The 17546-nt window shown below is 72.3% G+C and carries 14 protein-coding genes; 3 read left to right on the forward strand and 11 right to left on the reverse strand.

Going from position 1 to position 17546, the window contains the following annotated elements:
* Positions 1-37 precede the first annotated feature (37 nt).
* A complete protein-coding gene (locus tag AB0F10_RS04480) occupies positions 38-2590 on the reverse strand; it encodes a DNA translocase FtsK 4TM domain-containing protein (RefSeq protein WP_360620400.1) in 2553 nt (850 codons plus the stop codon).
* An 88-nt stretch (positions 2591-2678) separates the two neighbouring features.
* Here AB0F10_RS04480 and AB0F10_RS04485 point away from each other — a divergent pair, with 88 nt between their 5' ends.
* Positions 2679-3092, forward strand: coding sequence for a YbjN domain-containing protein (locus tag AB0F10_RS04485; RefSeq protein WP_360620401.1), 414 nt, complete (start codon positions 2679-2681; stop codon positions 3090-3092).
* Here AB0F10_RS04485 and AB0F10_RS04490 read toward each other — a convergent pair.
* The 6 genes from AB0F10_RS04490 to AB0F10_RS04515 all read right to left on the reverse strand — a co-directional run bounded on the left by AB0F10_RS04490 (position 3066) and on the right by AB0F10_RS04515 (position 9347).
* Positions 3066-3434, reverse strand: a complete 369-nt coding sequence (locus tag AB0F10_RS04490) for a DUF2784 domain-containing protein (RefSeq protein ID WP_360620402.1) — start codon at positions 3432-3434, stop codon at positions 3066-3068. The genes AB0F10_RS04485 and AB0F10_RS04490 overlap by 27 nt on opposite strands.
* Positions 3435-3513: 79 nt before the next feature.
* Positions 3514-4827 carry a S1 family peptidase gene (locus AB0F10_RS04495; protein WP_360620403.1) on the reverse strand — a complete coding sequence of 438 codons (1314 nt, stop codon included), beginning with the start codon at positions 4825-4827 and terminating at the stop codon, positions 3514-3516.
* 113 nt (positions 4828-4940) lie between these two features.
* Positions 4941-6629: a ribonuclease J gene (locus tag AB0F10_RS04500; RefSeq protein WP_360620404.1), complete on the reverse strand. Its 1689-nt coding sequence runs from the start codon at positions 6627-6629 to the stop codon at positions 4941-4943.
* Positions 6630-6642: 13 nt separating this feature from the next.
* Positions 6643-7548: a 4-hydroxy-tetrahydrodipicolinate synthase gene (gene dapA, locus AB0F10_RS04505; protein WP_360620405.1), complete on the reverse strand. Its 906-nt coding sequence runs from the start codon at positions 7546-7548 to the stop codon at positions 6643-6645.
* A 63-nt stretch (positions 7549-7611) separates the two neighbouring features.
* Positions 7612-8109: a DUF2752 domain-containing protein gene (locus AB0F10_RS04510; protein WP_360620406.1), complete on the reverse strand. Its 498-nt coding sequence runs from the start codon at positions 8107-8109 to the stop codon at positions 7612-7614.
* 5 nt (positions 8110-8114) lie between these two features.
* Positions 8115-9347 carry a DNA glycosylase AlkZ-like family protein gene (locus tag AB0F10_RS04515; RefSeq protein WP_360620407.1) on the reverse strand — a complete coding sequence of 411 codons (1233 nt, stop codon included), beginning with the start codon at positions 9345-9347 and terminating at the stop codon, positions 8115-8117.
* Between the two features lie 51 nt (positions 9348-9398).
* Between AB0F10_RS04515 and AB0F10_RS04520 the strand changes: the two genes are divergently transcribed.
* The gene (locus AB0F10_RS04520; RefSeq protein WP_360620408.1) at positions 9399-9971 is read left to right on the forward strand and encodes a GNAT family N-acetyltransferase; all 573 of its coding nucleotides are present in this window, start codon (positions 9399-9401) and stop codon (positions 9969-9971) included.
* A 13-nt stretch (positions 9972-9984) separates the two neighbouring features.
* The gene (locus AB0F10_RS04525; RefSeq protein WP_360620409.1) at positions 9985-11973 is read left to right on the forward strand and encodes a glycogen debranching N-terminal domain-containing protein; all 1989 of its coding nucleotides are present in this window, start codon (positions 9985-9987) and stop codon (positions 11971-11973) included.
* A 19-nt stretch (positions 11974-11992) separates the two neighbouring features.
* Here AB0F10_RS04525 and dapB read toward each other — a convergent pair whose 3' ends face one another.
* The 4 genes from dapB to AB0F10_RS04545 all read right to left on the reverse strand — a co-directional run bounded on the left by dapB (position 11993) and on the right by AB0F10_RS04545 (position 17430).
* Complete coding sequence (dapB, locus tag AB0F10_RS04530; RefSeq protein WP_360620410.1) at positions 11993-12748, reverse strand: 4-hydroxy-tetrahydrodipicolinate reductase; 756 nt, start codon at positions 12746-12748, stop codon at positions 11993-11995.
* Between the two features lie 9 nt (positions 12749-12757).
* Complete coding sequence (locus AB0F10_RS04535; protein WP_360620465.1) at positions 12758-13666, reverse strand: phosphatase PAP2 family protein; 909 nt, start codon at positions 13664-13666, stop codon at positions 12758-12760.
* A 103-nt stretch (positions 13667-13769) separates the two neighbouring features.
* Entirely contained in the window at positions 13770-15104 is a 1335-nt protein-coding gene (locus AB0F10_RS04540; RefSeq protein WP_360620411.1) for a pitrilysin family protein, read from the reverse strand.
* A gap of 7 nt (positions 15105-15111) precedes the next feature.
* Positions 15112-17430, reverse strand: coding sequence for a polyribonucleotide nucleotidyltransferase (locus AB0F10_RS04545; RefSeq protein ID WP_360620412.1), 2319 nt, complete (start codon positions 17428-17430; stop codon positions 15112-15114).
* Positions 17431-17546 lie beyond the last annotated feature (116 nt).

A 17546-nucleotide genomic window follows, 5' to 3' on the forward strand; every position in this document is an offset into this window, starting at 1 on the left:
ATTACGCCAGGCCACGGCGGTCGGGCCCGCGACACACCTAGTCGACCCGTAGCGCCGCCAGGGCCTCTTCCAGCTCGTCCGGCTTGATCAGGACCTCCCGCGCCTTCGAACCCTCGGACGGGCCGACGATTCCCCTGGTCTCCATGAGGTCCATGAGGCGGCCGGCCTTGGCGAAGCCCACCCGGAGCTTGCGCTGCAGCATCGAGGTCGATCCGAACTGTGAGGTCACCACCAGGTCGATCGCCTGGATCAGCACCTCGAGGTCGTCGCCGACCTCCTCGTCGATCTGCTTCTTCTTGTCCTGCACCGGCGCGGTCACGTCCGGGCGGAATTCCGGCTCGCGCTGGCTCTTGCAGAACTTGACGACGTCGTTGATCTCTTTTTCCTCGACCCACGCGCCCTGGAAGCGCGCGGGCTTCGAGGCGCCCATCGGCAGGAAGAGGCCGTCGCCGCGGCCCAGGAGCTTCTCCGCGCCCGGCTGGTCGAGGATGACCCGGGAGTCCGCCAGCGAGGACGTCGCGAAGGCCAGCCGGGACGGGACGTTGGCCTTGATCAGGCCCGTCACCACGTCGACCGACGGGCGCTGGGTGGCCAGCACCAGGTGGATGCCCGCCGCGCGGGCCAGCTGGGTGATGCGCACGACCGAGTCCTCGACGTCGCGCGGGGCGACCATCATCAGGTCGGCAAGCTCGTCGACGATCACCAGGAGGTAGGGGTACGGCTTCATCACCCGGTCCACGCCGGGCGGGGCGGTGATCTCGCCGCTGCGGACCTTGCGGTTGAAGTCGTCGACGTGGCGTACCCCGTTGGCGGCGAGGTCGTCGTAGCGCATGTCCATCTCGCGGACGACCCATTCCAGCGCGTCCGCCGCCTTCTTGGCGTTGGTCACGATGGGGGTGACCAGGTGCGGGATGCCCTCGTACGCGGTCATCTCGACCCGCTTCGGGTCGACCAGCAGCAGCCGCACCTCGTCCGGGGTGGCCCGGGTGAGAATCGACACCAGCAGCGAGTTGAGGCACGAGCTCTTGCCGGCGCCGGTCGCGCCCGCGATGAGGATGTGCGGCATCTTCGCGAGGTTGGCCACCACGAAGCGGCCCTCGATGTCCTTGCCGAGCGCCACCAGCATCGGATGGTGGTCGGCGGTCGCCGCGTGCGAGCGCAGCACGTCGCCCAGCGACACGTTCTCCGGGTCGGTGTTGGGGATCTCCACGCCGACCGCGCTCTTGCCCGGGATCGGGCTCAGGATGCGCACGTCCGGCGACTTCACCGCGTACGCGATGTTGCGCGAAAGCTGGGTGATCCGCTCGACTTTGACGCCCGGGCCGACCTCGACCTCGTAGCGGGTGACCGTCGGGCCCCGGGTGAAGCCGGTGACCGCCGCGTCGAGGTTGAACTGGTCGAAGACGCCGGTCAGCGCGGTCATGATCTCGTCGTTGGCCTTGCTGCGGGACTTCGGTGCCACGCCCTTGCCGAGCAGGCTCGGCGGCGGCAGCCGGTAGTCGCCCTCGAGCGCGGAGATGTCCAGCTGCTCGGCGCGGGTCGGCAGCGGCGAGTGCTCGGGAGGATCGGGGGTCTTGCGGCTGGCCGGCACCTTCTTGCCGCGCGGCACCGGGACGGTGTCATGCACGATCGGGTCCTCGACGTCGTCGCCGTCGAGGCCCGGCGCCAGGCCGATGTCGGCGAGCGAGCCCTGCCGGCGGCGGGCCGGCGCGCGGCGCTTGGCACCCGCCTGCTCGTCGTCGGCGGGATCGTCCAGGTCGGGCAGGCTGGGGTCGGGCAGCGGGGCGCGGTCCGACGAGCGGCCCAGCAGCACGTCGACGAGGAGCAGGAACCGCTCGGGGATCCGGCTGATCGGCGTCGCGGTGATGACCAGCAGACCGAAGATCAACAGCAGGATCAGCAACGGTACGGCGACCCAGCCGGTGACCGCGCGCTCCAGCAGCGAGCCGACGCCGTAGCCGATGAGCCCGCCGGAGCTGTCCATCTCGATGTCGTCGACGGGATGCTGTGCCACCTGCAGCAGGCTCGCGGTCGACACGACCAGGGCGGTCCAGCCCACCACCGACCGGCCGCGGTGCTCCGGGTCGGCGGGCCGCCGCATGAAGCGGAACGCGCCGTAGAGCAGCAGCAGCGGGAGCAGCACGGACAGCCCGCCGAAGAAGAGCCGCACGGCGTCGGCGAGGCGGGCGCCGACCGGTCCCGCCGAGCCGGCCCAGACGGCGACGCCGATGAGGATCGCGAGGCCGAGCATGAGCAGGCCGGCGCCGTCGCGGCGGTGCTCCTCGTCGATCTCCTTGGCCGTCGCGGCCTGGCGGCCGACGCCGCGGGCGACCCAGCCGACGCTGTGCGCGACGCCCATCCAGAGGGCGCCGACGCCGCGGACGAGGCCGGCGACGACGACCGCGCCGACGCCGGGCCGGGCCCGGGTGGCGCTCCTGGCCCGGGTTCGCGCGGCGGGCCGGGCCGCGGTCTTACGGGCGGCGGCCTTGCGGGCGGGCTGGCGGGCGGGCTGGCGGGCGCGTGTGGTCGCGGCGCCGCGCGTGGTCGACGCGGCGCGGCCCCGGCTCGCCGGAGGAGTTCGGCCCGCCATGCCCAATACCGTAACGGCGCCACGCCCGCGAGCCCGCGCGCCGCACCGTGACAGGGTTTCGCTTTTTCCCCCGATTAGGATCAAGACCATGTCCGTACTGCCGAAGCCGCTCAGCCACGAGATGATCCTCGAAGTACTGGACGCTCGCGGGTACGCCCACTTCGTCGACTCCGACGGCGACATCGGCGGCAACTGGCGCGGCTGCCTGATCTACTTCATCCGGCTGGGCCGCGACCAGGAGGTGCTGCAGGTCCGCGCGCTGACCCGGACCGTGTTCAGCACCGACGACGTCCCCCGGCTGTACGGGTTCTGCAACGCCTGGAACCACGACCGGCTCTGGCCCAAGGCCTACGTGCACACGGCCGACGACGGCACGGTGCGGGTGGTCGGCGAGGTCTCCGGCGACTGGGAGCACGGCGTGACGCCGGAGCAGCTGGACCAGGTGATGATCTGCGGAATCGCCACCGGCTGCGAGCTAGCGGACGCGGTCGCGGAGCTTTAGCCGCCGCACGATCAGCCCGGCCCACGAGGTCAGGATGATCGCGGCGACCACCAGTCGCGCCGCCCACTCGTAGCCGTGCGGGTAGAAGACGCCGGCGGCGTGGTTGTCGAGGAACCCGCCGGTCAGCGGCGGGAGGCCGGCGCCCTCCCGGCCCCGGTCCTCGATCCAGGTCAGCGGGCAGCTCAGCCGGGCCGCGACGATCACGAACAGCCAGCCGGCACAGAGCACCTGCAGCCAGATCAGCCGCGGCACCCGCCAGGCGAGGAAGCCGCCGAAGATTCCGAAGGCCAGGAACGCGAAGTGCGCGCACACGGCCGCGGCGATCAGTACTCGGTAGCCCATCCGATCACGGTATCCAGACGCAGCGCTGCCCGCGCAGGACGGAGGATGGCCGGCGCGGGCAGCACGTCTTCGTGTGGCGTCAGCCGCGGTGGTGGCCGCGACGGTGGTGGTGGCGGCCCTGCAGCTGACCGGCGTCGCCGGCCGGCGGGGTGGTCGCCTCGGCCGGAGGCGCCGTGGTGGCCTGCGCCGGGGGCGCCGAGGTCGCGGCGCCGCCCGCGGACCCGCCCGTGGTGAGCAGGGTGAGGTTGTTCGTCTCCAGGATCTCGGTGATCGGCTGGAAGAACGTCTCGCCACCGGCGGTGCAGTCGCCGGAGCCGCCGGAGGTCACGCCCTGTGCCTGGTCACCCGAGAGCCAGGGGCCGCCGGAGTCACCGCCCTCGGCGCAGACGTCCGTACGGGTGAGGCCGGTGACCGCGCCCTCCGGGTAGTTCACCGTCTGGTTCTTGGCCAGGATCGTGCCGCAGAAGGTGCCGGTGGTGGAGCCGGAACGGCAGACCGCCGCGCCGACGGGCGCCTCCGTGCTGCCGCCGACCGGCAGCGCGTTGCCGTCGAAGTCGTTGACGAACGGCTGCAGCGTCACGCCGGCGCCGGTCTGCACCACGCCCATGTCGGCGTCGCCCGGGAAGACGGACGCGATGACCACGCCCTGGTCCAGGTTCTCCCGGTCGGTGGTCTGTGTGCCCTCGGCGCCGCAGTGCCCGGCGGTGACGAAGCCGCCCTCGACCGCGAACCCGATCGAGCAGCGCGCCTGACCGCCGTCGAGGTTGACGAAGTACGGCTCGGCGCCGATGACGTCCGCGAGCGTCCTGGGTGCCCGCTTGGTGACGACGACCTTCACCGCGGCGTCCGGGATGCCGGCGTCCCCGGCGAGCTCCTTCGCGTGGTCGGCGTCGCCCGGCAGGGCCTGCACGACCACCTTGTTGGCGGCGACGTCGACGTACCAGCCGGGCAGGTCGCGGTCGGCCTTGGTGGCCTCGCCGTCCAGCGCCTTCTTGGCACTGTCCAACTCGGCCACGCTGCGCTCGACCAGCCGCGGCACGGCGCCCGCCGCGCGCACCTTGCCGGCCAGGCCGGCGTCGGTGATCCCGATGTTCAGCGTGGTGCCGTCCCGGCCGAGCCAGGAGCCGGCGTACGAGTCGCCGGCGGCGCTGCGCAGTTGGGCGGCGACGCCGCTGGCCCACGCGGCCCGCTTCACCCGGGCCTCGGCCTGGTCGGTGCTCACGCCGAGGTCCCGCTTCATCGCGGCGAGCAGCTGTGGGGCCACTCCGCCGGTTGCCTGCGGCGCGGAGCGGGGCGGCGGGGTCGTACCCGCCATCGACGGCAGGGTGAAAGCCACCGCCGCGCCCGCTGCCGTCACTGTCGCCGCGATTGCGACGACCGTTCTGCGCTGCATCCGAAACTCCCCTCGCATCGAGTGCCGTGGGGGCGGCACCGTGCCCTCAGATACGGAGAGGGGTCTCGGCCGGATCAAAAAATCCGGTATTCACAGAAAACAATGCCTCCGGGTTACACCTCGACCACGGTCGGCACGATCATCGGGCGCCGCCGGTAGGCGTCGTTCACCCAGCGCCCGACGGTGCGCCGGACCACCTGTTGCAGCTGGTGGGTGTCGGTGATGCCGTCCTCCGCCGAGCGGTGCAGCGCCGCGGTGAGCAGCGGGATGACCGGGTTGAACGCCTCCGGGTCCTCGGAGAAGCCCTTCGCCGAGATGCTCGGCTCGCCGACCACCTTGCCGGTCACCGAGTCGATCACCACGGTGGCCGAGATGAAGCCGCCGTCGCCGAGGATCCGGCGCTCGGTGAGCAGCGACTCGCTGACGTCGCCCACGGCGAGGCCGTCGACGTACACGTAGCGGTTCTTGACCCGGCCCACGTGCCGGGCGTGTCCCTCGACGAGGTCGACGACGTCGCCGTCCTCGCAGAGCACCACCCGGTCCGGCGCGACGCCGGATTCGATGCCGAGCTGGGCGTGCGCCCGCAGGTGCCGCCACTCGCCGTGCACCGGCATCAGGTTGCTCGGGCGCACGACGTTGAGCAGGTAGAGCAGCTCGCCGGCCGGGGCGTGCCCGGAGACGTGCACCTTGGCGGTGTCCTTGTGCACGACCGTCGCGCCGGCCCGGGCCAGCTGGTTGATCACCCGGTAGACCGAGGTCTCGTTGCCGGGCACCAGCGAGCTGGCCAGCACGACGGTGTCGCCGGACTCGATGGTGATGTGCCGGTGGTCGCCGGTCGACATGCGACCCAGCGCGCTCATCGGCTCGCCCTGCGAACCGGTCGACATGAAGACGATCTCGTCGTGCGGCATGGACGCCGCCTCGTCGAGGCTGACCAGCAGGCCGTCCGGGATCCGCAGCAGGCCCAGGTCGCGGGCGATGCCCATGTTGCGGACCATCGAGCGCCCGATCAGGGCGACCTTGCGCTCGTACTCGTACGCCGCGTCCATCACCTGCTGCACGCGGTGCACATGGGACGCGAAGCTGGCCACGATGATCCGGCCCCGGGCCTTGGCGAAGATGCCGCCGAGCACCGGGCCGATGTCGCGCTCGGGCGTCACGAAGCCGGGGATCTCGGCGTTGGTCGAGTCGGAGAGCAGCAGGTCGACACCCTCGGCGCCGAGCCGGGCGAAGCCGGCCAGGTCGGTGATGCGCCCGTCCAGCGGCACCTGGTCCATCTTGAAGTCGCCGGTGTGCAGCACCAGGCCGGCCGGGGTGCGCACGGCGACGGCGAGCGCGTCCGGGATGGAGTGGTTGACGGCGAAGAACTCGCACTCGAACGGGCCAAGCCGCTCGGTCTGCCCCTCACGCACGGTCAGCGTGTAGGGGTCCAGCCGCCGCTCCGCCAGCTTCGCCTCGACCAGCGCGAGGGTGAACTCGGAGCCGACCAGCGGGATGTCGGGCTTGAGCGCGAGCAGGTAGGGAACCGCGCCGATGTGGTCCTCGTGCCCGTGGGTGAGCACGATCGCCTGTACGTCGGCGAGCCGGTCCCGGATCGGCGTGAAGTCGGGCAGGATCAGGTCGACGCCCGGCTGCTCGACGTCGGGGAAGAGCACTCCGCAGTCGATGACGAGCAGTTTGCCGTCGTACTCGTAGACGGTCATGTTGCGGCCGATGGCACCGAGACCTCCCAGCGGGGTGACGCGCAGGGCGCCCTCCGGCAGCGGGGGTGGCGGTTCCAGTTCGACGTGTGCCTGGCTCAAATGCGAGGCCTCTCTAATTGGTGCCGAGGGGCTGTCCCGCCGCGGCGGCGTCCTCGTGCAGTTGGTTCGTTTCGGCCTCGGTGGCATCGACGAGCGGCGAGCGCACGGGGCCGGCGGGCAGCCCCAGTGCGCGCAGGCCGGCCTTCACGAGGATGGTGCCCTGGGTCCGGAAGATGCCGGTGAACAGCGGCAGCAGCCGCCGGTGCAGCGCGAGCGCCCCGGCGGTGTCACCGCGCTCGTAGGCCTCGATCATGGCCTTGGTCTGCGGGCCGATGAAGTGCGTCGAGGTGCCGACCACGCCGACCGCGCCGATGGACAGCAGCGGCAGGATGGCGGCGTCCTCACCCGAGTAGTACGCGAGATCGGTGCGGCGCAGCACGTCGGCGCTCCCGGCGAAGTCGCCCTTGGCGTCCTTGACGGCGACGATGCTGGGGTGCTCGGCGAGGCGTACCAGCGTCTCGGTGGCGATCGGCACGCCGGAGCGGTGCGGAATGTCGTAGAGCATGACCGGCAGGCCCACGGAGTCGGCGACGGTCGTGAAGTGCCTGATCAGGCCCGCCTGCGGCGGCTTGTTGTAATACGGCGTCACGACCAGCAGCCCGTGCGCACCCGCCTTCTCCGCCGTGCGCGACAGCTCGACGGTGTGTGCGGTGTTGTTGGTGCCGACCCCCGCGACGATCCGGGCCCGGTCGCCGACGGCCTCGACGACGACGCGGAGCAGGGTCTCCTTCTCGGCATCGGTGGTGGTCGGCGACTCGCCGCCGGTCCCGCTGATCACCAGCGCGTCGTGGCCCTGCTCATCCACCAGCCACGTGGCGAGCCTGGCCGCGCCGTCGACATCGAGGGAGCCGTCCGCTCTGAACGGGGTCACCATGGCCGAGAGCAGCCTGCCGAAGGGCCGCGGGTGGTCGTGCGTCATACCGACAACTTATCGGACGCCCGGAGGGCTTTCCCCGTCGCCGGTGTGCGGGAGCCCCGGGGCTCAGACGTACAGGGCGGTGAAGGGCGCCCAGGGCAGGTTGCGCAGCACGCTGAATACGCCCCAGGCGGCGATGAAGATGCCGATCACCGCGGGACTCGGGTTGAGCTGCGCGATCTTCCAGCCGAAGAGCCGGCGGCCGGCCCAGGCGAAGTACATGTAAAGGAGGAAGGGGACGGCGAAGACGAACAGCGCGTGGTGCCGGGCGGCCGCCGGGATGTCGCCGTGCAGCAGATACCACGCCGCGCGGGTGCCGCCGCAGCCCGGGCAGATGAAGCCGGTCGTGTATTTGAGCAGGCAGGTGGGGGCCGCGCCGGCGTTCGCCTCGGTGGGGCTGGTGGCCAGCGTGTAGCCGACCGCGCCGGCCATGCAGACGAGCATCGCGGCCGGGGCGACCCAGACCGGCGAATCGCGCCACCTGCGCTGGATGAAGCGGGTCACCCGGTCCTGCTGCGGCTCCTGATACTGCGGGTACGGCGGGGGCTCCGTGACCGTGCTCATGGGCGTCACGGTACACCCGCGGACGCGGCCTTCAGCGCTGCCGCGAGCGGGCCGGCGAGGTCGCCGCGCTCCGGCGCGGCGATGTCGTCGAGGCCCAGCCAGCCGGCCAGCCGGCGCAGCTCGGCGGCGAGCGCGGCGGCCGTCTCCTGCTCGTCGGCGGCGGGCTCGAGCCACGCGGCCGGGATCCGCAGCACGCCGGCCTTGCGGTCGGCCTTGAGGTCGACCCGGGCGGCGAAGGCCTCGCCGAGCAGGAACGGGAGCACGTAGTAGCCGTATTGCCGCTGGGCGGCGGGCACGTAGATCTCGATGCGGTAATTCATGTCGAAGAGCCGCTCGGTGCGGGCGCGCTCCCAGATCAACGGGTCGAACGGGCTGATCAGCGTCGCCGCGCCCACCCGGCGCGGCAGCCTCGCCTCGTGGTGCAGGTAGGCCGGGCCCTTCCAGCCCCGCACCGTGACCGGCAGCAGCACCCGGTCCTCGATCAGCTCGGACACGGCCTGTTTGAAGCCGGCCACCGGCAGCCGGAAGTAGTCGCGCAGCTCCACCTCGGCGGCGACGCCCAGGGTACGGGCCGCGAGGGCGACCAGGGCCCGGAAGGCGTCCGGCGGGTCCGGGGTCGGCGCGTCGATCACCCGCCGCGGCAGGACCCGCTCGGTCAGGTCGTAGCGCCGGGCGAACGAGGTGGTGCGGTCGGCGGCGGTGACCTCGCCGCTGAAGAAGAGGTATTCGAGGGCGATCTTGGTGGCCGACCAGTTCCACCCCCAGTTGTCCTTTTTGCGGGGCACGTCCTGCTCGATCTCGGCGGCGGTCAGCGGGCCCCGGTCGCGCACCTCGTCGCGCACCCAGGCGACGAGGTCGGGTTGCTCGTCGACGACGCGTCCGATGTGGCCCCACGCGTAGCGGCGCGCGTCGGCCATCCGCCAGCGGAAGAGCGGCTGCAGCTCGACGTTGATCAGCGAGGCCTCGTGGCCCCAGAACTCGAACAGCTCGCGGGGATCGCGGTAGGCGGCGCGCTCGAGCAGCGCCGGCGGGTAGGGACCGAGCCGGCTGTAGAGCGGCATGAAGTGCGCGCGCTGCAGCACATTGACCGAATCCATCTGGATCAGGTGCAGGCGGCGCAGCACCCGGCGCAGGTGGCGCACGTCGGTGGCCCCGCCCGGGGCGGGGTCGGCGAAGCCCTGCGCGGCCAAGGTGATGCGCCGGGCCTGCGCGACGGAGAGGGTGTCGGGTACAGCCACAGCCAGGACGCTAGCCGAGGGGTACGACAGGACGTCTGTAGGCTGCCGGGCATGGCACTCGGCTTCGTCCGTCCGGCCCGTCCCGAGGACGCCGGAGAGATCGCCCGCATCCAGCTCTCGACCTGGCGGACCGCGTACCGGCGGATGTTCCCGGCGCATGTGCTGGCCAACCTCGACGAGGCCTACCTGGCGCGGGGCTGGGCCGAGGCGATCACCGCCGCACCCTCGCCGCGGCACCGGGTGCTCATCGCGGTCGAGCAGGGCGAGTCGGCGTCGCAGGTGGTCGGCTTCGCCGCCGCCGGCCCGGCCGACGAGCAGGCGCTGGCGCCCGAGGAGCCCCCGCTCGACGACGGCGTCGCGGCGATCACGGACCTGCTGATCGAGCCGCGCTGGGGGCGGCGCGGGCACGGCAGCCGGCTGCTCGCCGCGACCGTCGACCTGTGGCGCGAGGACGGCTTCAAGGCCGCCGTGGCCTGGGCCTACGACGCGGACGAGGCGATGCGGAAGTTCCTGCTCTCGACCGGCTGGGAGCCGGACGGCGCCGCCCGCGCGCTGGACGTCGACGACATGCTGGTGCCCCAGCTGCGGCTGCACGTCGCCCTCGACCAGCCGCCGGCGGCCTGACGCCGGCACCGCGATGCAGCCGCCGACGCACGACCTGGTCGTCGGCGTCGCCGCGCCCACCTTCGCGCTGACCGGCCCGGACGGGCAGATCCGCGCGGCCGGGGCGCAGGGCGTCTTCCACGCCGACGCGCGGGTGCTCTGCGGCGCCGTGCTGCGGGTGGACGGCCGCGAGCCCGAGCCGGTCGGCCACGCCGGCGACGGGCCCGGGACCACCCACTTCGTCTCGATGGCCGGCCCGGGCCGGGCCGTACGGATCCGGCGGACCCGCACGGTCTCCGCGGGCCGGATCGCCGAACTGATCACCCTCGGCCCGCCGGCCTCGGCGCCGGTCGCCGTCGCGGTCACCGTCGATCTAGCGGTGGACCTGGCGCCCATCGAGGTGGTCAGGTCCGGCGGCCGGGGCACGCCGGTGGCCGCCCGCCGCTCGGGCGGCGCCCTGGTCTGGGAGCGCGACGGCATCACCGTCACGGCCACCGCCGACCGGGCCGAGATCGACGACCGCGGCCGGCTGGCCTGGGCGGTCACCCTCGAGCCGGGCGCGGACACGACCCTGGACCTCACCGTACGCGTGGACGACCCGGCCGCCGTCGTGCACGCGCCCGCCCGCGCCCGTTGCTGGAGCGCCGCCGAGGTGCGGTCCGCCGACCACCGCCTGGACCGGCTGGTCGCCCGCTCGCTCGACGACCTCAATGCCCTGCGGCTGGCCGAGGGCGACGACGTCTACCTCGGCGCCGGGGTGCCGTGGTATCTGACCCTGTTCGGCCGCGACAGCATCTGGGCGGCCCGGATGCTGCTGCCGCTGGGCACCCGCCTCGCCGCCGGGACGCTGCGGGTGCTCGCCCGCCGCCAGGGCACCCGGGTGGACCCGGAGACCGGCGAGGCGCCCGGTAAGATCATGCACGAGCTGCGCCGCCAGGAGTTCACCCTCGCCGGGTCCGGCACCCGCCTGCCCCCGGCGTACTACGGGACCGTGGACGCCACCCCGCTCTGGATCAGCCTGCTGCACGACGCCTGGCGCTGGGGCCTGCCCGAGGACGAGGTCGGCGGGCTGCTGCCGAGCCTCACCGCCGCGCTCGGCTGGCTGGCCGGGCAGGCCGGCCCGGACGGCGACGGCTTCGTCGAATACCTCGACGCCGGCGGCCACGGCCTGGCCAACCAGGGCTGGAAGGACTCCGCCGACGCGGTCCGCTTCCACGACGGTCGGGTGGCCGAGCCGCCCATCGCCTTGGCCGAGGTGCAGGGGTACGCCTACCGCGCCGCCCTGGACGGCGCCGCGCTGCTGGACGCGTTCGGGCGCCCCGGCGGCGCGCGGTGGCGCGAGTACGCCGCCGCGCTGGCGGAGCGCTTCCGCGCGAGGTTCTGGCTTCCCGCAGGCCATCCGGCGCTGGCCCTGGACCGCGACAGGCGGCCGGTCGACTCGCTGACCAGCAACATCGGCCACCTGCTCGGCACCGGCATGCTGAACGCGGACGAGGAGCGCGCGGTCGCCACCGCGCTGGGCGGCCCGGCGATGTCCGGCGGGTACGGCCTGCGCACGATGTCCGCGGGCGACGGCGGCTTCTCACCGGCGTCGTACCACTGCGGTTCGGTGTGGGCGCACGACACCGCGATCGTGGCCGCGGGGCTGGCCCGGGCCGGTTTCCCGGCCGAGGCGGCACGGCTGATCGACGGGTTGCTGGCGGCCGCCGAGGCCTTCGATCACCGGCTGCCCGAGCTGCACGCCGGGAACGCCCGCCCGGCGCCGGGCGGCCCGGCGCCCTATCCCGGCGCGTGCCGGCCGCAGGCCTGGTCGGCGGCGGCCGCGGTGCTGATCCTGCGGGCGGCGATCGGCCTGGAACCCGACGTGCCGGGCGGCACGGTGCGGCTCCGCCCGCTCGCCGGCTCGCCCTTCGGCCGGCTCAGTGCCCGGGGCCTGGAAATCGCGGGCCGGCCGGTCGAGGTCACTGCGGACGGCGGAACCGCCACGATCGACGGCCTGCCGCCCTGGCTGACGGTGTCGTGACCCGGGCGGCGGCCGAGGATCAGCCGAGGAGCGAGTCGAGGCCGATCGTGAGGCCCGGTCGGCTGCCGACCGAGCGGACGCCCAGCAGCACGCCCGGCATGAAGGAGGCGCGATCCAAGCTGTCGTGCCGGATCGTGAGCGTCTCGCCCTGCGTACCGAAGAGGACCTCCTGGTGTGCGACCAGGCCCGACGCGCGCACGGAGTGGATCCGCACGCCGTCGACCTCCGCGCCTCGCGCGCCCGCGACCTCGTCCTCGGTCGCGTCCGGCATCGGGTCGCAGCCGGCCTCGGCCCGGGCCGCGCCGATGAGCCGCGCGGTGTGCGTGGCCGTGCCGCTCGGCGCGTCCAGCTTGCGCGGGTGGTGCTGCTCGATGATCTCGACGGACTCGAAGTAGCGGGCCGCCTTCGCCGCGAACTGCATCATCAGCACCGCGCCGATGCCGAAGTTCGGGGCGATCAGCACGCCGACCCCGGGCTTGTGCGCCAGCCAGCCGCGGACTCGTTCGAGGCGCTGCTCGGTGAAGCCGCTGGTGCCGACGACCACGCTGATGCCCTGCTCGACGGCCCAGTGCAGGTTGTCCATCACCACGTCGGGGGTGGTGAAGTCGACGAGCACCTGCGCGCCCGCGTCGGCGGCGTTGAACAACCAGTCGCCCTGGTCGACCATCGCCACCAGTTCCAGGTCGTCGGCGGCGTCGACGGCCTTGCACACCTCGAGGCCCATGCGGCCCCGGGCGCCTAGAACGCCGACACGGATCGGTTCTGCGTCTGTCACGCCGACAATTTAACGTACCGGCTCGGGGGCCGAGGCGCTGACCGCGCGCCTCGCCTGCCAGCGGCGCTCGGCGAATCCGACGGCCAGGAAGACCACGGCGACGTAGACCCAGCCGACCAGCACGTCGGCCACGTAGTGCTCGCCGGAGTAGACCAGCGTGAACGTCATGGCCAGCGGATATGCCAGCATCAGCGGCCACCAGCGCTTCGCGACCACCGGCAGGAAGAACGCCACCGCCATCATCGCGTACGCGGTGTGCAGCGACGGCATGGCCGCGACCGGGTTGGAGGCCTCGACCTGCAGGGCGTTGAGGGTGTTGCCGGCGCTGTGCAGCCCGATCGCGTTCCACCCGTTGGTGGAGATGCGCTCGACGTACTCGGGCAGGAAGCCGTACTTGGAGGCCCACCACGGCGGCGCGGCCGGGTAGAGGAAGTAGGTGATCAGCCCGGCCACGCTGAGGGTGAACCAGCGCCGCATGAAGCGGCCCCACTGATCGCGCTGCCGCACCCAGAGGATCACGCCGATGGTCGGCACGGCGAGGAAGTGCGAGACGTAGACCAGGGAGACGGCGACCTCCCACCACTGCACCACCTCCGGCTGGTAGAGGTGCTGCTGGAGCCAGACCGTCGGCACCTCGCCGCCGGTGAGCCACCCGAACATCGACTCGTCGGCGTGGATCAGCTCGGTGACGTGCGGATCGAACAGGTCGTCGGCGTAACCACGGGAGACGTTGTAGACGACCAGCAGCAGCGAGATCGGCAGCCAGTCGCGCAGGAACAGCAGGTGCTGCCGCCACGGCAGCTCGCTGCGCCAGGCGATGGTGGCCAGCCACAGCCACCCGAAGGCGATCAGCGGGTCGCTGGTCGGCACGCCGATGAAGAACGTGCCGACCGCGAACAACGCCGCCCAGATCAGCATGCCGATGAGCCGGCGCCGGCTGCGGGCCGGCGTCGGGATCTGCTGTACGGGCGGTGGGCTGAGGATGGTCACGGCGTCCCAGGTTAGCGGCGGTTGGCTGAGGTCATTGTGAAGCGAAGGCGGTCTCGTCGAACGGCCCGACGACGGCGAGCGACATCGGCCTCGACAGCAGCTCGGCCGCGAGCGTGTTCACCTCGTCGAGGGTGACCGCGTCGACCCGGGTCAGCAGCTCGTCGACGCCCATCAGGTCGCCGTGCAGCAGCTCCGACTTGGCCAGCCGGCTCATCCGCGAGCCGGTGTCCTCCAGGCCCAGGACGTAGGAGCCCTTCACCATGCCCTGGCCCCGGGCCAGTTCGTCGGCCGTGATGCCCTCGGCCGCGACCACCGCAAGCTCGGCGCGGATCAGGGCGAGGACCTCCTCGGCCTTGCCGGGCGCGCAGCCCGCGTAGACCGCGAAGAGGCCGGCGTCGGCGTACTGGCTGCCGTAGGAGTAGACCGAGTACGCCAGGCCGCGCTTCTCCCGGATCTCCTGGAAGAGCCGGCTCGACATGCCGCCGCCGAGCACGTTGTTGAGCACGCCCAGCGCGAAGCGCCGCTCGTCGCCCCGGTTGATGCCGGCGCAGCCGAGCACGATGTGCGCCTGCTCGGTGTCGCGGTGCCGCACGATCGTGGCCGGCTTCCGCGGCCGGGGTCCGCCGCCCGCGCCCCGCTTCGGCGCCGGCGACGCCTCGCCCTGCGCGAACGCGCTGCCGGCCAGCCCGGCCCGGATCAGCCTGACCACCTTGGCGTGTTCCAGGTTGCCCGCGGCGGCGATGACGATCTGCGGCGCCTTGTAGCGGTTGCGGTAGAAGCGGTTGATCTGGGTGCGGGTCATCGGGGAGATGGTCTCCGCCGTGCCCGAGATCAGCCGGCCCAGCGGGGTCTCGGCACCGAAGATCGCCTCGGTGAAGACGTCGTGCACCTCGTCACCCGGCTCGTCGTCGTGCATCGCGATCTCTTCGAGGATCACACCGCGCTCGGTCTCGACGTCCGCCGGGTCGATGATCGAGGCGGAGACGGCGTCGCAGAGCACGTCGACGGCGAGCGGCAGATCGACGTCGAGCACCCGCGCGTAGAAGCAGGTGTATTCCTTCGTGGTGAAGGCGTTGGTCTCGCCGCCGACGGCCTCGATCTCCGCGGAGATCTGCAGGGCGGTGCGCTTCTCGGTGCCCTTGAAGAGCAGGTGCTCGAGGAAGTGCGAGGCGCCCGACATCGCCGGGGTCTCGTCGCGGGAGCCGACCCCCACCCACACGCCGAGCGCGGCGCTGCGGGTCGTCGGGATCGACTCGGTGAGAATGCGCAGACCACTGGGCAGAACGGTACGGCGCACGCCGTCCTGCAGGGTCCGGGTGACAACGCGGGCCGGCCTCTCGGCCGGCCCGCGGGAACTCACTGTCATTCGTGAATCAGCTGCGGTCGCCGCTGGGACGCTGGCGGCGCCGGCGGGGCTCGCCGCCACCCTCGCCACGGGGACCGCGGTCCTCGCGCGGCGGGCGGCCGCCGTTGTCCGCCGCGTCGGCGGCCGGGGCGGCCGGAGCCTCCTCGCCCTCCGGGCGGACCTTGTCCAGGTAGATCTTGCCGCGGTTGTCGATGTCCGCGATCGAGACCTCGACCTTGTCGCCGACGTTGAGGAAGTCCTCGACCCTGTCGACCCGCTTGCCGTCGCCCACCTTGGAGATGTGCAGCAGGCCGTCGCGGCCGGGCAGCAGCGAGATGAACGCGCCGAACGCGGCCGTCTTCACCACCGTGCCGAGGAACTTGTCACCGGCCTTCGGCATCGTCGGGTTGGCGATGGCGTTGATCCGCTCCACCGCGGCCTCGGCCGCCGGGCCGTTGGTCGCGCCGACGTAGATCGTGCCGTCGTCCTCGATCGAGATGTCGGCGCCGGTCTCGTCCTGGATCGCGTTGATCGTCTGGCCCTTCGGGCCGATGACCATGCCGATCTTGTCGACCGGGATCTTCACGCTGGTGACCCGCGGCGCGTACTCGGACATCTCGGCGGGGCTGTTGATGGCCTCGTCCATGACGCCGAGGATCGTCGCCCGGGCCTCGTGCGCCTGCTGCAGGGCGGCGGCCAGCACGTCCGACGGGATGCCGTCGAGCTTGGTGTCGAGCTGCAGCGCGGTGACGAACTCCGGCGTGCCCGCGACCTTGAAGTCCATGTCACCGAACGCGTCCTCGGCTCCGAGGATGTCGGTCAGCGTCACGTACGTGGTCTTGCCGTCGACCTCGTCGGAGATGAGGCCCATCGCGATGCCGGCGACGTGCGCCTTCAGCGGCACACCCGCGGCGAGCAGGGCCAGCGTCGAGGCGCAGACCGAGCCCATCGAGGTCGAGCCGTTGGAGCTGAGCGCCTCGGAGACCTGACGGATCGCGTACGGGAACTCCTCGCGCGTCGGCAGCACCGGCACCAGGGCCCGCTCGGCGAGCGCGCCGTGGCCGATCTCGCGGCGCTTCGGCGAACCGACCCGGCCGGTCTCACCGGTCGAGTAGGGCGGGAAGTTGTAGTTGTGCATGTAGCGCTTGGACTTCTCGGGGGCGAGGGTGTCCAGCGACTGCTCGAGACGCAGCATGTTCAGCGTGGTGACGCCCAGGATCTGGGTCTCGCCGCGCTCGAACAGGGCCGAGCCGTGCACGCGGGGCAGGATGCCGACCTCGGCGCTCAGCGGCCGGATGTCGCGCGGCCCGCGGCCGTCCATGCGGACCTGGTCGCGGAGCACGCGGTTGCGCACCTCGGACTTGGTGACCGAGCGGAACGCGGCGCTGATCTCCTTCTCGCGGCCCTCGAAGTTCGGAGCGACGGCCTCGACGACCTTGGCCTTGATGCGGTCCAGGGCCTCCTCGCGGTCCGCCTTCTGGACGATCTTCAGCGCCTCGACGAGCTCGCCCTTGGCGGCCTCGGAGACGGCGGCGTAGACGTCGTCCTGGTAGTCCAGGAAGACCGGGAACTCCTGCACCGGCTTCGCGGCGACATCGGCCAGCTCGCTCTGCGCGCGGCACAGCTCGCGGATGGCCGACTTGGCGGCCTCGATGCCGCTGGCGACGACCTCTTCGGTCGGCTTCGGCGCGCCGGACGCGATCAGGGTCAGCGCGTGCGGGGTGGCCTCGGCCTCGACCATCATGATCGCGACCTCACCGTCGGCCAGCGTACGGCCGGCGACGATCATGTCGAAGGTGGCGCGGGCCAGCTCCTCCAGCGTGGGGAAGTTGACCCACTGGCCCTCGACGTGCGCGACGCGCGTCGAGCCGACCGGGCCGCTGAACGGCAGGCCGGAGAGCTTGGTCGACATCGAGGCGCCGTTCATGGCGACGACGTCGTAGGGGTGCTGCGGGTCGAGCGCTAGGACGGTCTCGACGACCTGGACCTCGTTGCGCAGGCCCTTGGTGAACGACGGGCGCAGCGGCCGGTCGATCAGGCGGCAGGTGAGGATCGCGTCCTCGCTGGGGCGGCCCTCGCGGCGGAAGAACGAGCCGGGGATGCGGCCCACGGCGTACATCCGCTCCTCGACGTCGACCGTCAGCGGGAAGAAGTCGAAGTGCTCCTTCGGCTGCTTGCCGGCCGTGGTCGCGGAAAGAACGGTGGTCTCGCCCAGCTGGACGATGACCGAGCCGGCGGCCTGGCGGGCCAGCTTGCCGGTGGAGAACGTGATCTCCCGCGTGCCGAACGACCCGTTGTCGATGACGGCGGTGCGGGATTCGGTGCCGAGAGCTTTCTGCTCTGTCATGTGGTGCGGTACTCCTTCGTCGAGGACCCGGCGGTTCACACAGCGCGGAACGGGCTGGCCGGTCTTCGATCGAAGTGCCCGAGCAGAGCCTGGAAGAAATTCGGGCGTGCTCGGGA

The sequence above is a fragment of the Actinoplanes sp. NPDC026623 genome, assembly GCF_040638275.1.
GTDB lineage: Bacteria > Actinomycetota > Actinomycetes > Mycobacteriales > Micromonosporaceae > Actinoplanes.

Excerpts from the sequence above, each read along its gene's own strand:
- AB0F10_RS04485 (WP_360620401.1), top strand. The coding sequence starts at position 2,679 with ATGTCCGTACTGCCGAAGCCGCTCAGCCACGAGATGATCCTCGAAGTA.
- AB0F10_RS04510 (WP_360620406.1), bottom strand. The coding sequence starts at position 8,109 with ATGAGCACGGTCACGGAGCCCCCGCCGTACCCGCAGTATCAGGAGCCG.
- AB0F10_RS04520 (WP_360620408.1), top strand. The coding sequence starts at position 9,399 with ATGGCACTCGGCTTCGTCCGTCCGGCCCGTCCCGAGGACGCCGGAGAG.
- AB0F10_RS04495 (WP_360620403.1), bottom strand. The coding sequence starts at position 4,827 with ATGCAGCGCAGAACGGTCGTCGCAATCGCGGCGACAGTGACGGCAGCG.
- AB0F10_RS04540 (WP_360620411.1), bottom strand. The coding sequence starts at position 15,104 with ATGACAGTGAGTTCCCGCGGGCCGGCCGAGAGGCCGGCCCGCGTTGTC.
- AB0F10_RS04490 (WP_360620402.1), bottom strand. The coding sequence starts at position 3,434 with ATGGGCTACCGAGTACTGATCGCCGCGGCCGTGTGCGCGCACTTCGCG.
- AB0F10_RS04480 (WP_360620400.1), bottom strand. The coding sequence starts at position 2,590 with ATGGCGGGCCGAACTCCTCCGGCGAGCCGGGGCCGCGCCGCGTCGACC.
- AB0F10_RS04525 (WP_360620409.1), top strand. The coding sequence starts at position 9,985 with ATGCAGCCGCCGACGCACGACCTGGTCGTCGGCGTCGCCGCGCCCACC.
- dapA (WP_360620405.1), bottom strand. The coding sequence starts at position 7,548 with ATGACGCACGACCACCCGCGGCCCTTCGGCAGGCTGCTCTCGGCCATG.
- AB0F10_RS04535 (WP_360620465.1), bottom strand. The coding sequence starts at position 13,666 with ATGCTGATCTGGGCGGCGTTGTTCGCGGTCGGCACGTTCTTCATCGGC.
- AB0F10_RS04545 (WP_360620412.1), bottom strand. The coding sequence starts at position 17,430 with ATGACAGAGCAGAAAGCTCTCGGCACCGAATCCCGCACCGCCGTCATC.